The organism is Pseudomonas chlororaphis subsp. piscium (genome assembly GCF_003850345.1).
GTDB classification, from domain to species: Bacteria; Pseudomonadota; Gammaproteobacteria; order Pseudomonadales; family Pseudomonadaceae; genus Aquipseudomonas; species Aquipseudomonas piscium.
Genome location: NZ_CP027707.1, coordinates 4,350,032 through 4,362,845 on the forward strand (window position 1 = coordinate 4,350,032; position 12,814 = coordinate 4,362,845).

Annotated in this window: 10 protein-coding genes and 2 riboswitches; of the genes, 6 read left to right on the plus strand and 4 right to left on the minus strand. The window is 63.9% G+C overall.

Features of this window, described 5'->3' with window-relative positions:
* Positions 1-3: 3 nt before the first annotated feature.
* A complete protein-coding gene (cobW, locus tag C4K38_RS19575; RefSeq protein WP_053279797.1) occupies positions 4-1,071 on the minus strand; it encodes a cobalamin biosynthesis protein CobW in 1,068 nt (355 codons plus the stop codon).
* A gap of 96 nt (positions 1,072-1,167) precedes the next feature.
* Positions 1,168-1,366: riboswitch (cobalamin riboswitch) on the minus strand.
* A 105-nt stretch (positions 1,367-1,471) separates the two neighbouring features.
* Positions 1,472-1,693, plus strand: a riboswitch (cobalamin riboswitch).
* Positions 1,694-1,791: 98 nt separating this feature from the next.
* Here cobW and C4K38_RS19580 point away from each other — a divergent pair.
* The 4 genes from C4K38_RS19580 (at position 1,792) to cobM (ending at position 3,937) form a co-directional block, all read left to right on the plus strand.
* Positions 1,792-1,980, plus strand: coding sequence for a CbtB domain-containing protein (locus C4K38_RS19580; RefSeq protein WP_053279798.1), 189 nt, complete (start codon positions 1,792-1,794; stop codon positions 1,978-1,980).
* Positions 1,981-1,991: 11 nt separating this feature from the next.
* On the plus strand, positions 1,992-2,699 hold the full coding sequence (locus C4K38_RS19585; protein WP_053279799.1) for a CbtA family protein: 708 nt from the start codon (positions 1,992-1,994) through the stop codon (positions 2,697-2,699).
* A complete protein-coding gene (locus tag C4K38_RS19590; protein ID WP_053279800.1) occupies positions 2,696-3,109 on the plus strand; it encodes a cobalamin biosynthesis protein in 414 nt (137 codons plus the stop codon). The genes C4K38_RS19585 and C4K38_RS19590 overlap by 4 nt, the downstream gene beginning before the upstream one ends.
* Before the next feature lie 81 nt (positions 3,110-3,190).
* Positions 3,191-3,937 carry a precorrin-4 C(11)-methyltransferase gene (cobM, locus tag C4K38_RS19595; protein WP_053279801.1) on the plus strand — a complete coding sequence of 249 codons (747 nt, stop codon included), beginning with the start codon at positions 3,191-3,193 and terminating at the stop codon, positions 3,935-3,937.
* 166 nt (positions 3,938-4,103) lie between these two features.
* Here cobM and nfuA read toward each other — a convergent pair whose 3' ends face one another.
* Positions 4,104-4,688, minus strand: coding sequence for a Fe-S biogenesis protein NfuA (gene nfuA, locus C4K38_RS19600; protein WP_007921862.1), 585 nt, complete (start codon positions 4,686-4,688; stop codon positions 4,104-4,106).
* A gap of 204 nt (positions 4,689-4,892) precedes the next feature.
* Positions 4,893-7,184, minus strand: a complete 2,292-nt coding sequence (locus C4K38_RS19605) for a fatty acid cis/trans isomerase (RefSeq protein WP_053279802.1) — start codon at positions 7,182-7,184, stop codon at positions 4,893-4,895.
* Positions 7,185-7,340: 156 nt separating this feature from the next.
* On the opposite strand from C4K38_RS19605, the gene metH reads away from it, so the two are divergent.
* Both metH and C4K38_RS19615 read left to right on the plus strand, forming a co-directional pair.
* Positions 7,341-11,051, plus strand: a complete 3,711-nt coding sequence (metH, locus tag C4K38_RS19610; protein ID WP_053279803.1) for a methionine synthase — start codon at positions 7,341-7,343, stop codon at positions 11,049-11,051.
* Between the two features lie 106 nt (positions 11,052-11,157).
* Entirely contained in the window at positions 11,158-11,376 is a 219-nt protein-coding gene (locus C4K38_RS19615; RefSeq protein ID WP_007921856.1) for a DUF2970 domain-containing protein, read from the plus strand.
* Positions 11,377-11,383: 7 nt separating this feature from the next.
* Here C4K38_RS19615 and C4K38_RS19620 read toward each other — a convergent pair whose 3' ends face one another.
* Positions 11,384-12,481, minus strand: coding sequence for an ABC transporter substrate-binding protein (locus C4K38_RS19620; protein WP_053279804.1), 1,098 nt, complete (start codon positions 12,479-12,481; stop codon positions 11,384-11,386).
* Positions 12,482-12,814 lie beyond the last annotated feature (333 nt).

Below are 12,814 nucleotides of genomic sequence, written 5' to 3' on the forward strand. Positions count from 1 at the left end.
GGCTTACACGCTGAGGGCGGCGCGCAATTGCGCTTCGAGCAATGCGGCGTCCAGTTCCTGGCCGATCAGCACCAGGCGCGTGGTACGGGCTTCGTCGGCGCCCCACTGACGGTCAAAGTGCTTGTCAAAACGGGTGCCCACGCCCTGGATCAACAGGCGCATCGGCTTGTTGGGGATCGCCGCGAAACCCTTGACCCGCAGGATGCCGTGTTGCACCACCAGTTGGGTCAGGGCGTCCAGCAGCAGGCTTTCGTCGGCCTGTGGCAGCTCGATGGAGATGGAATCGAAGGCGTCGTGATCGTGATCATCATGGTCATCACCGTCGTGGTGATGGTCATGGTGGCTGTGGCGGCCGTCGATGTGTTCTTCCGAACCCTTGCCCAGGCCCAGCAGCACGTCCAGCGGCAGGCGACCGCTGCTGGCTTCGATGACTTTCACCGCCGGCGGCAGTTCCTCGGCGACTTCCAGGCGCACCTTGGCCAGGTCTTCCGGGCTGATCAGGTCGGCCTTGTTGAGAATCACCAGGTCGGCGCTGGACAGCTGGTCGGCGAACAGCTCGTGCAGCGGCGATTCGTGGTCGAGGTTCGGGTCGAGCTTGCGCTGGGCGTCCACCTGATCCGGGAAGGCGGCGAAGGTGCCAGCGGCCACGGCCGGGCTGTCGACCACGGTGATCACCGCGTCGACGGTGCAGGCGTTGCGGATTTCCGGCCACTGGAAAGCCTGTACCAGGGGTTTTGGCAGGGCCAGGCCGGAGGTTTCGATGAGGATATGGTCGAGGTCGTCGCGACGGGCCACCAGTTCGCGCATCACCGGGAAGAACTCTTCCTGCACGGTGCAGCACAGGCAGCCGTTGGCCAGCTCGTAGACGCGGCCGCTGGCCTCTTCCTCGGTGCAACCGATGGCGCACTGCTTGAGGATCTCGCCGTCGATGCCCAGCTCGCCGAACTCGTTGACGATCACCGCGATGCGGCGGCCCTGGGCGTTGTCCAGCATATGCCGCAGCAAGGTGGTTTTACCCGAGCCGAGAAAGCCGGTAACGATGGTGACGGGAAGTTTGGCCAGTGTTTTCATCGGATGCCCTTTGGCAAGGTGGCGGGCATACGGGACGAGAACCGCGCAGGCAGGTGCACGGAAGAGTTCGCCACCGGATCACCCCGCCCGGTTGTAGTGAGAATCTGGTCCGAGGCAGGTCTCCTGGCTGACGGTGCGCCGGTCGTTGGACTGGCGAACGATGCGCCTTCCCGCCGCCTGGCAGTGGCCTTGCATCGTTCATCACCGGTTACAGTTGCGGGGGCAGCCGCGGCTTGGACCGCGTTCCCTTCTTAGCTTCGGCAGACGCCGAAGAACCTCGAGAGCGCAAGGCTACGCAGAGCTTGGGGGGCGGTCAATCTTCATGCGGCGCGAAGCCCGGCGAATCGTGCTCGAAAACGAGAACCCTTGGCAATTGACGCCCCTCCCTCGCCCATGCTCTCCTACACACCTTGTTACGGGTGCCCTTCACAGGGTGAAACGGGAAACCGGTGCGTCACAGGCCAAAAGCCTTGATCAGTCCGGTGCTGCCCCCGCAACGGTAAGCGAGCGAAGAATCAGATCCACTGTGCCAGCAGTCCGGCATGGGAAGGCGATTCTTGCCGGCCAGGCGCAAGCCCAGCCCCTCGCGAGCCCGGAGACCGGCCCGCTACACAGTCATAACAAACCCGCGGTGGGCGGGCGCTGTTAATTCCCCGCGAGCCCGTCTCGCGGGGTTTTGCTGCGCTCGATTCACCCGCTGACACACCAGAGGGAAGCGCCATGTCGATCATCAGCAGCACCAGCCACTCCAGCACCACCACCGCCACCCTGAGCCAACGCCTGGTCGCCGCCATCGGCGCCTCGATCCTCGGTGCGTGCCTGGTGTATTTCGCCGGTTTCTCCCATATCGAAGCGGTGCACAACGCCGCCCACGATACCCGTCACAGCGCCGCCTTTCCTTGCCACTGAGACCTGCCGAGATGATCAAGCGTATCGCGCAAACCGCGGGGTTCACCGGGTTGCTGGCAGCCCTGTTGCTGACCCTGCTGCAAAGCTTCTGGGTCGCGCCGCTGATCCTGGAGGCGGAAACCTATGAGAAGGCCCCAGCCGCCCAGCATGAAGCAGTGCATGAGCACGCCGCCGGCACCGCCGCCCACAGCCACGACGCCGAAGCCTGGGAGCCGGAAGACGGCTGGCAGCGCGTGCTGTCCACCACCGGCGGCAACCTGGTGGTCGCCGTGGGCTTCGCCCTGATGCTCGCCGGCCTCTACACCCTGCGTGCGCCGAACCGTACTTCCCAGGGCCTGCTCTGGGGCCTGGCCGGTTATGCCACCTTCTGCCTGGCGCCGACCCTCGGCCTGCCGCCCGAACTGCCGGGCACCGCCGCCGCGGACCTGGCGCAACGACAGATCTGGTGGGTCGGCACCGCCGCTTCCACCGCGGTCGGCATTGCCCTGATTGTCTTCGCGCGCCACTGGCTGCTGAAAGTGCTGGGCGTGGCCATCCTCGCCGTGCCGCACATCATTGGCGCGCCGCAGCCGGAAGTGCATTCGATGCTCGCGCCGCAGGCACTGGAAGCGCAGTTCAAGATCGCTTCGCAGCTGACCAACGCCGCGTTCTGGCTGGCCCTGGGCCTGATCAGCGCCTGGCTGTTCCGCCGCAAGAGCGACGATCAGTACTCGGCATGACAGACTCCAGCACAGCGCCGACCCTGGTGGTCGGCCTGGGCTGCCAGCGGGGCTGCCCGGTGGAGACCTTGCGTGCCCTGCTCGACCAGACCCTGAGCGCCCACCGCATCGACCTCGGGCAGATCAAGGCCCTGGCCAGCATCGACCTGAAACGCGAGGAACCCGGGCTGCTGGCCCTGGCCGCGCAATTGGGCCTGCCCCTGACCTGTTTCAGCAGCCGCCAGTTGACGCCTTATGTGCTGCAGCTCAGCCATCGTTCAGAGATCGCCTACGAGCACACCGGCTGCTACGGGGTCGCCGAAAGTGCCGCCCTGGCCCTGGCCGAATACCTGGCCCAAGGCTCGGCGAAACTGCTTGTCCCGCGGCAGAAATACGCCCAGGCAACCCTCGCCTTGGCCTGCTGCGGGTAAATCTTCGATAATCCCCGCCTCTGATCATGAGCAATCTTCATCTGTGAGGTTGCCTCGCCCCTTTTTTCACAGGAGAACGCCATGACCGTCTTTTTTATCGGCGCAGGTCCCGGCGACCCGGAACTGATCACCGTCAAGGGCCAGCGGCTGATCCACAGCTGCCCGGTCATCATCTATGCCGGCTCCCTGGTGCCCGAAGCCGTGCTCCAGGGCCATAGTGCCGAACAGCTGGTCAACAGCGCCGAACTGCACCTGGAACAGATCATCGAGCTGATCAAGGATGCCCATGCCAAAGGCCAGGACGTGGCCCGGGTACATTCCGGCGATCCGAGCCTGTACGGTGCCATCGGCGAGCAGATTCGCTGCCTGCGCGAGCTGGACATCCCCTTCGAGATCATCCCCGGCGTGACCGCCACCGCGGCTTGCGCGGCCTTGCTGGGGGCCGAGCTGACCCTGCCGGACGTCGCCCAGAGCGTGATCCTGACCCGTTATGCCGACAAGACCTCGATGCCCACTGGCGAGGCATTCGCCAGCCTGGCCGCCCACGGCACCACCATGGCGATCCACCTGGGGGTCAACCACCTGGAGAAAATAGTCGCCGAACTGCTGCCCCATTACGGCGCCGACTGCCCGATTGCCGTGGTGCACCGGGCGACCTGGCCGGATCAGGACTGGGTGCTGGGCACCCTGGCGGACATTGCCGAAAAGGTCCAAGCCAAGGGTTTTCGGCGCACGGCGCTGATCCTGGTGGGCCGGGTGCTGGCCACGGACAGTTTCAGCGAGTCGTCGTTGTATCGCGCAGGGCATGCGCATTTGTATCGGCCTTGAGGCCTTATCGCGAGCAAGCTTCGCTCCTACAGGAGCATGCGCATTCCTCTGTAGGAGCGAAGCTTGCTCGCGATCCAGGCGCCGCGGAGCAACTGGAGCCACATACATCCGGGCATAAAAAAACGGCGCTCACGGGGCGCCGTTTTTCATGTTCGCAGCGAACGCCTTAGTAGTAGGCGTTTTCTTTCTGCGTATGGTCGGTGACGTCACGTACACCCTTGAGCTCGGGAATGCGCTCGAGCAGGGTGCGCTCGATGCCTTCCTTCAAGGTCACGTCGGCCTGGCCGCAGCCTTGGCAACCACCACCGAACTGCAGCACGGCGATGCCGTCCTCGACCACATCGATCAGGCTGACCTGGCCGCCGTGGCTGGCCAGCCCCGGGTTGATCTCGGTTTGCAGGTAGTAGTTGATGCGCTCGTTGACCGGACTGTCGGCGTTGACCATCGGCACCTTGGCGTTGGGCGCCTTGATGGTCAGCTGGCCGCCCATGCGGTCGGTGGCGTAGTCGACGACCGCGTCATCGAGGAAACCTTCGCTGAAGGCGTCGATGTAGGCGGTGAAGCTCTTCAGCCCCAGGGCTTTGTCTTCAGGTTTTTCTTCGCCCGGCTTGCAATAGGCGATGCAGGTCTCGGCGTACTGAGTCCCTGGCTGGGTGATAAAGATGCGGATGCCAATGCCCGGGGTGTTCTGCTTGGAGAGCAGATCAGCCAGATAATCGTGGGCGGCGTCGGTAATGGTAATAGCGGTCATGGAAATTCCTCGCAGGCGTGGGCGCAGTTTACGCCAATCGGCGTGCCGGACAAAGTCCTAGTATTTTTGTCGGGATAGACCTTGGTCGATAGGCCCGCGCTGCGTGGTCAACGCAACGCCTGGGATTTTTTTACCAGGCTTTTCCGGGATGGGCCGGGCCGGAAGCTGAGGGCTCCGGCCCGGAATTTCAAGGGCTTGGCGCCTTCAGAGGTTCTCGTAGCGGTTCATGTCCAGTACGCCCGCCTCTTTCGGATCGGTTTCGAGAATGTACTGGGTCTGGTCATGGAAGTACTGCCAGAACTGCGGATGGCTGCGACGGATCCCCCAACGCTCGACGATTTTCTCGAAACGGTGGGCGTCCTTGGCGTTTTCCATATCGGCCACGAACGCCGGCACTTGCTCGGCGGGAATGTTGAACATGAAGTTCGGGTAGCTGCTGAGCACGCCCGGGTAGATGGTCAGGGTGTCCAGGCCCGGCTGGTAGCGCAGCGACTCGCCCAGCAGGAACGCCACGTTACTGTGGGCGCGGTTGCGCAGCATGCTGTAGAACACCCGCTTGCCGCTCGGCGCCTGGATGCGCAGCATGGTGGCCTCCGGCAGCAGGTCGATGACCCGCATGCCGGCCGCCGGCCGCGAAACCAGGCGGCTGAGGGCCTGTTCGGCATTCTGCAGCGCCGGATCGATATTCGGCCGCGAGCAGTAGGCGCCGTCACAGCGGTTGATCGGATCGGGCCGCGCATTGAGGTCGCCGTACCGGCTCAGCAACTGGTTGGCGAAGTCGCGTTTCGGGTCCTTTTCGTCCAGGACCAGGGCGCTGGCCTTGTCGTCGTCGATGGACTCGTAGTCCAACCACATCTTGAACTTGCCGCTGTTCTGGTACCAATCGTCGAGGAAGTCCTCGCGAGTGCCGGCAGGCATCAGGCGCAGGAAGTTCTGCTCGGCGCCGTTGCGGATCAGGTCGAAGTACAGGCGGGTCTGCGCCTGGTGCGAGACGTTGCCGAACACGTCGAAGTTGACCGCCAACTGGTAATAGGTGCGCTCCAGCAGCGGATAGTCGAACAGCCACATCGTCTGTGGCACCTCGCCGATCAGGCCCTTGGTCACCGAGGCGCTGTCGAAATGGCGGAAGATGCTCAGCAGCGCGTTGTCGTTGCCCGCCCACAGGGTCGACCAGCTCGGAGCCGGGGCATTGGCGTAGGAGTCGCGGCGCAGTACCTCGTATTCGTTGCGCTTGTCGCGGTAGGCCAGCCACAGGCTCAGCACACTGCCGACATCATCGTTCTGCCCAGGCATGGCCAGCAGCGGCGTGGCCTGGCCACGATAGGCCGGGTCGGTGATGTAGAGGTCGTGCTCCGGGGCCTGGAACAGCGCCCAGAAGTTGTCGCGGATCACGTCGGTGGCGATCTGCCCGCGACACACCGGGCCACGGATAAAGGTGCGCACGAAGTACTCGGCGTTATCCAGCATGAACTGGTAGCGGGCCTTGGCCGGAATCGCCTCGAAGGTCTCGAACGGGTTGGCGCGACGGCCCGGGCCATAACCCGGCAGCGCGGTGACCTGATAATCGCCGCTGTAGAACAGAGTCTTGACCCGCGCCATCTTCGCCGCGCTCAGCGGGTAGGTGATGTGGGTCTTGTGCACGATCACCCCCTGCACCGGCCACAAGCGGTAATACACCTGGGTGCCCGGATCGTCGTTGGGCCGGCGGGTGTTGATCAGGTCGATCGGCTGGCCGCTCGGCGTGCGCGAGCGTACCCACTGGAAGAAATGCCCCGGCTCACCGCCCTCGAAGTAGATATGGGCGAGGAACCAGTGCTCGAACAACCAGCGGGCCACCAGGCTTTCCCGGGCGCCCGGGGCATTGAGCAGGTTTTCCCACTGCAGCACCTGCATCGCTTCCTTGGCGCTCGGCGCCAGGCCCTGTTCGTCGATCGGCGCACCGGAGGCCAGCCAACGCTGCAGGGTCTGGTACTGCTGATCGGTCAGGCCGGTCACCGCCAGCGGCATGCCTTCGCGCGGATGAGCTTTGGCATAACCGTCGAATTCGGCCGGTTGCGCGCACATGTTCTCGCGGTTCAGGCCCAGGACAATGTCCTCCGGCAGCTTGGCGTTGGGTTGCAACGGCGTCTTGTGGCCCAGCTCCAGCATGCGCGCCATCAGCGCCGCCTGGCTGCCCTGGGCGTCGAGCACCGAATAGAAGCCCATGCCCTGCCAGGCGTGCTTGCCGGAAGCGTCGTAGAACAAGCGGGTCGGCGCCTGCGCCTTGCTGCGCTCGCCGTCGTACACCGGGATCTTCGAGGCGCCGCGGGCCGCGCCCTCGCCGCTACCCAGGTTGAGCTGGCAGGCCGAGTCGTAGCAGGCATGGCAGGCCACGCATTTCTCGGTGAAGATCGGCTGGATATCGCGGGTATAGGAGATCGCTGGCGCGGGACCCTGGGCGCTGGCGAACGAACTTAAAAGCAGCAGCACACTGCCGATGACAACGCGGTAAGACATATCCCTGGTCCAGTCCATAAGAAAATCCGGCGATTCTACCGGGCCAGCACCTCCACCAACATGAGCGATATTCATGCAAAACCGCCGCATGCTCTAAAAGCGCACAGGTTTGCTATGATCCTCGCCCTTCGTAATGGCCCTTCCAGGTAGTCTTTCATGTCCGATCGCAGCACGCGCCTCCAAGCCCTTCAGCAAGCCCTCAAAGAGCGCATCCTGATTCTCGACGGCGGCATGGGCACCATGATCCAGAGCTACAAGCTCGAGGAGCAGGACTACCGTGGCAAACGCTTCGCCGACTGGCCGAGCGACGTCAAGGGCAACAACGACCTGTTGGTGCTGACCCGTCCGGACGTGATCGGCGGCATCGAGAAAGCCTACCTGGATGCCGGCGCCGACATCCTCGAAACCAACACCTTCAACGCCACGCAGATTTCCATGGCCGACTATGGCATGGAAGCGCTGGTCTATGAGCTCAACGTCGAAGGCGCGCGCCTGGCGCGCAAGGTGGCCGACGCCAAGACCCTGGAGACCCCGGACAAGCCGCGCTTCGTCGCCGGCGTGCTGGGCCCGACCAGCCGCACCTGCTCGCTGTCGCCGGACGTCAACAACCCCGGCTACCGCAACGTCACCTTCGACGAGCTGGTGGAGAACTACACCGAGGCCACCAAGGGCCTGATCGAGGGCGGCGCCGACCTGATCCTGATCGAGACCATCTTCGACACCCTCAACGCCAAGGCGGCGATCTTCGCCGTGCAGGGCGTGTTCGAAGAGCTGGGCCTCGAACTGCCGATCATGATCTCCGGCACCATCACCGACGCCTCGGGCCGCACCCTGTCCGGGCAGACCACCGAAGCCTTCTGGAACTCGGTGGCCCACGCCAAGCCGATCTCCGTCGGCCTGAACTGCGCCCTCGGCGCCAGCGAACTGCGCCCCTACCTGGAAGAGCTGTCGAACAAAGCCAGCACCCATGTGTCCGCGCACCCCAACGCTGGCCTGCCCAACGAATTCGGCGAATACGACGAACTGCCGGCGCAAACCGCCAAGGTCATCGAAGAATTCGCCCAGAGCGGCTTTTTGAACATCGTCGGCGGCTGCTGCGGCACCACCCCGGGGCATATCGAGGCCATCGCCAAGGCCGTCGCCGGTTATGCGCCGCGACAGATCCCGGACATCCCCAAGGCCTGCCGCCTGTCGGGCCTGGAGCCGTTCACCATCGATCGCCAGTCGTTGTTCGTCAACGTCGGCGAGCGGACCAACATCACCGGTTCCGCCAAGTTCGCCCGCCTGATCCGTGAAGAGAACTACACCGAAGCCCTGGAAGTCGCCCTGCAGCAGGTCGAGGCCGGCGCCCAGGTGATCGACATCAACATGGACGAAGGCATGCTGGACTCGAAGAAGGCCATGGTGACCTTCCTCAACCTGATCGCCGGCGAGCCGGACATCTCCCGCGTGCCGATCATGATCGACTCCTCCAAGTGGGAAGTGATCGAAGCCGGCCTCAAGTGCATCCAGGGCAAGGGCATCGTCAACTCCATCAGCATGAAGGAAGGCGTCGAGCAGTTCATTCATCACGCCAAGCTGTGCAAGCGCTACGGCGCCGCCGTGGTGGTGATGGCCTTCGACGAAGCCGGCCAGGCCGACACCGAGGCGCGCAAGAAGGAAATCTGCAAACGCTCCTACGACATCCTGGTCAACGACGTCGGCTTCCCGCCGGAAGACATCATCTTCGACCCGAACATCTTCGCCGTGGCCACCGGCATCGAGGAACACAACAACTACGCGGTGGACTTCATCAACGCCTGCGCCTACATCCGCGACGAGCTGCCCTATGCGCTGAGCTCCGGTGGGGTGTCCAACGTGTCGTTCTCCTTCCGCGGCAACAACCCGGTGCGCGAGGCGATCCACTCGGTGTTCCTGCTGTATGCGATCCGCAACGGCCTGACCATGGGTATCGTCAACGCCGGCCAGCTGGAGATCTACGACCAGATCCCGCAGGAGCTGCGCGACGCCGTGGAGGACGTGATCCTCAACCGCACCCCGGAAGGCACCGACGCCCTCCTCGCCATCGCCGACAAGTACAAGGGCGACGGCAGCGTCAAGGAAGCCGAGACCGAAGAGTGGCGCAACTGGGACGTCAACAAGCGCCTGGAACACGCCCTGGTCAAGGGCATCACCACGCACATTGTCGAAGACACCGAAGAGTCGCGGCTGTCCTTCGCCCGCCCGATCGAAGTGATCGAAGGCCCGCTGATGGCCGGCATGAACATCGTCGGCGACCTGTTCGGCGCCGGCAAAATGTTCCTGCCCCAGGTGGTGAAGTCCGCCCGGGTGATGAAGCAGGCCGTGGCCCACCTGATCCCCTTTATCGAGCTGGAAAAAGGCGACAAGCCGCAAGCCAAGGGCAAGATCCTCATGGCCACGGTCAAGGGCGACGTGCACGACATCGGCAAGAACATCGTCGGCGTCGTCCTGGGCTGTAACGGCTACGACATCGTCGACCTCGGCGTGATGGTGCCGGCGGAGAAGATCCTGCAGGTGGCCAAGGAACAGAAGTGCGACATCATCGGCCTGTCCGGCCTGATCACCCCGTCGCTGGACGAGATGGTCCACGTCGCCCGGGAAATGCAGCGCCAGGACTTCCACCTGCCGCTGATGATCGGTGGCGCCACCACCTCCAAGGCCCACACGGCGGTGAAGATCGAGCCCAAGTACAGCAATGACGCGGTGGTCTACGTCACCGACGCCTCGCGCGCCGTGGGCGTGGCCACCCAGCTGCTGTCCAAGGAGCTCAAGGCCGGTTTCGTCGAGCGCACCCGCGAAGAGTACGTGGAAGTCCGCGAGCGCACCGCCAACCGCAGCGCCCGCACCGAGCGCCTGAGCTACCCAGCGGCCGTGGCCAAGAAGCCGCAGTTCGACTGGAGCAGCTACCAGCCGACCGTGCCGACCTTCACCGGGGCCAAGGTGCTGGACAATATCGACCTGCGGGTCCTGGCCGAATACATCGACTGGACGCCGTTCTTCATCTCCTGGGACCTGGCCGGCAAGTTCCCGCGCATCCTCCAGGACGAAGTGGTGGGTGAAGCCGCCACCGCGCTGTACAAGGACGCCCGGGAAATGCTCGACAAGCTGATCGACGAGAAGCTGATCAGCGCCCGCGCGGTGTTCGGCTTCTGGCCGGCCAACCAGGTGCAGGACGACGACCTGGAAGTCTATGGCGACAACGGCCAGCCCTTGGCCAAGCTGCACCACCTGCGCCAGCAGACCATCAAGACCGATGGCAAGCCGAACTTCTCCCTGGCCGACTTCGTCGCGCCCAAAGACAGCGGCGTGACCGACTACGTGGGCGGCTTCATCACCACCGCCGGCATCGGCGCCGAAGAAGTGGCCAAGGCCTATCAGGACAAGGGCGACGACTACAACTCGATCATGGTCAAGGCCCTGGCCGACCGCCTGGCCGAGGCCTGCGCCGAGTGGTTGCACCAGCAGGTGCGTAAAGACTACTGGGGCTACGCCAAGGATGAACAGCTGGACAACGAGGCGCTGATCAAGGAGCAGTACAGCGGTATCCGCCCTGCCCCGGGTTACCCGGCCTGCCCGGACCACACCGAGAAGAGCACCCTGTTCGCCCTGCTCGACCCCGAGGCATCCGAAGGCAAGGCCGGACGCAGCGGCGTGTTCCTCACCGAGCACTTCGCCATGTTCCCGGCGGCGGCGGTCAGCGGCTGGTACTTCGCCCATCCGCAGGCGCAGTACTTCGCCGTGGGCAAGATCGACAAGGACCAGGTCAACAGCTACAGCGCGCGCAAAGGCCAGGACTTGGCCGTGACCGAGCGCTGGCTGGCGCCGAACCTGGGCTACGACAACTAAAAGCCCAGGGCGCTTCACCCGCGGGAGCAGCCGATCGGCGCTCCCGCAGGCCGGAGCAAGCGGTATTGTCTATGCTTTCCCCACACCCACTTGTGTCGAGGGATTTATGGACGACCCCATCAACGACAAGCCGCCGACCCTTTGGCAGATGCTGCAAAGCGTCGCCGCTGCCGCCTTTGGCGTGCAGAGCGGCAAGAACCGCAAGCGCGACTTCACCCACGGCAAGCCCAGCCATTTCGTGATCCTGGGCATTCTGTTCACCGCGGTGTTCGCCTTGACCCTGTTCGGTATCGTCAAGCTGGTAGTGCACCTGGCGGGGCTCTGAACGCCTGTCAGTGCAGTAACAGATTCAGCGAGAAGGGATAACGGTAGCCGGCCGGTTTGCCCTGGGCCGACAGCCCGCGGAAATCCACGCCGTATTGTTGCGAACCCTGCAGATCCAGCAAGCGCTGCGCCTGGACCCGGTCCAATAACTGGAACACATCCAGTTGCCAGTCCGGGCCGCCATAGGCTGCCGGGTTCAGCCCCCGAGCGTCGTCATTGAGCACCACCATCGCCCAGCCACCCAGGGTGAAGTGCCCGGCGATCAGCGCCGTCAGACGCCCGTCGATCAGCGCCTGCAAGGCCTGCGGCGAGCTGTTCAGGGCACTGAACAGCACCTCCTTGCCCGGGCGCCGCCCTTGCTGTTCCAGCGCCTGCATGGCCCCCAGGGCCATCTCGTCGTTGGCCGACCAGATCAGTTGCGTCTGCGGATAGCGCTTGAGCAACTGCTGGGCCTGTTCAAAGGCGCGCTGGCGACTCCACTCGCCGTACACCAGCTGGCGCAGCCGCACCTCCGGGTGCTCGGCCAGCGCCCGCTGCAGGCCCTGTTCACGGGATTGCGCCACCGGGGTGTTCTTCACGCCCGAGAACGCCAACAGGTCGATGTGCTGCCCGGGGGCGAGCGGGCCATGACGGCGAATCAGCTCCTTGAGCATCTGGTAGCCGGCCTCTTCGTCGTTGGCGATCATGCTGCCGATCCAGTCGGGATAACGGCTCTGGCGATCGCCCAGCAAGCGTTGCTGGTCGCTGGTCAGCGCGTTGTTGACGACGAACAGCTTCACCCCGCTGCCCTGGGACAGGCGCAGGATCTCCGGCGCGACATATTGCTCGTTGACCACCACCAGGTAATCCGGCCGGTCCGGGCCCTGCAGGGCTTCCCGGGCCTGGCGGATGGTGATTTGCGAATCGCGCTGCGAATAACACACGCGCAGATCCAGGCCGAGGTCGTTGGCCGCGGCCTGCATGAACTGTGAATAGCCGACCCAGAAGGCTTCGGTAGAATGGCCCGGGTTCAGAAACACCACCGAGGTGGCATGGGCCACGGCCCAGAACGACCCGCTCAGTACCAGCGGCAGTACCAGCAGATACCTACCTAACACCTTCAACATTGCGACCAGAGCCCCGGAATATTGCCTTGCAGTATAACTGGCAAAATACTGGCCAATGTCGGCAAATTGTCATTTCCCAGAGACAATTCGGGCTCTGTTCATCGCTCGACCGCAACTATTGATGACTGACCCAGAACACCGCCGTTCCCACGACCAGAATGATCAGAAAGAGAATGGCCCAAGCATCGACACTGCTGTCGCTTTTCCTTGCCTTGGTTGGATTGCTCATAGCATCGCCTCTTGTCGGTTTTATCGGTGACTGCACAAAGACTCGAGCACAGTTAAGTCGAGGATTGCCCTTACCACAAATGTGGGTTTGAGGCGGCTGGTTAC

What these genes read in the sequence shown, in the direction of transcription:
- cobW (WP_053279797.1), bottom strand. Translation starts at nt 1,071, where the DNA reads ATGAAAACACTGGCCAAACTTCCCGTCACCATCGTTACCGGCTTTCTC.
- C4K38_RS19580 (WP_053279798.1), top strand. Translation starts at nt 1,792, where the DNA reads ATGTCGATCATCAGCAGCACCAGCCACTCCAGCACCACCACCGCCACC.
- C4K38_RS19585 (WP_053279799.1), top strand. Translation starts at nt 1,992, where the DNA reads ATGATCAAGCGTATCGCGCAAACCGCGGGGTTCACCGGGTTGCTGGCA.
- C4K38_RS19590 (WP_053279800.1), top strand. Translation starts at nt 2,696, where the DNA reads ATGACAGACTCCAGCACAGCGCCGACCCTGGTGGTCGGCCTGGGCTGC.
- cobM (WP_053279801.1), top strand. Translation starts at nt 3,191, where the DNA reads ATGACCGTCTTTTTTATCGGCGCAGGTCCCGGCGACCCGGAACTGATC.
- nfuA (WP_007921862.1), bottom strand. Translation starts at nt 4,688, where the DNA reads ATGACCGCTATTACCATTACCGACGCCGCCCACGATTATCTGGCTGAT.
- C4K38_RS19605 (WP_053279802.1), bottom strand. Translation starts at nt 7,184, where the DNA reads ATGTCTTACCGCGTTGTCATCGGCAGTGTGCTGCTGCTTTTAAGTTCG.
- metH (WP_053279803.1), top strand. Translation starts at nt 7,341, where the DNA reads ATGTCCGATCGCAGCACGCGCCTCCAAGCCCTTCAGCAAGCCCTCAAA.
- C4K38_RS19615 (WP_007921856.1), top strand. Translation starts at nt 11,158, where the DNA reads ATGGACGACCCCATCAACGACAAGCCGCCGACCCTTTGGCAGATGCTG.
- C4K38_RS19620 (WP_053279804.1), bottom strand. Translation starts at nt 12,481, where the DNA reads ATGTTGAAGGTGTTAGGTAGGTATCTGCTGGTACTGCCGCTGGTACTG.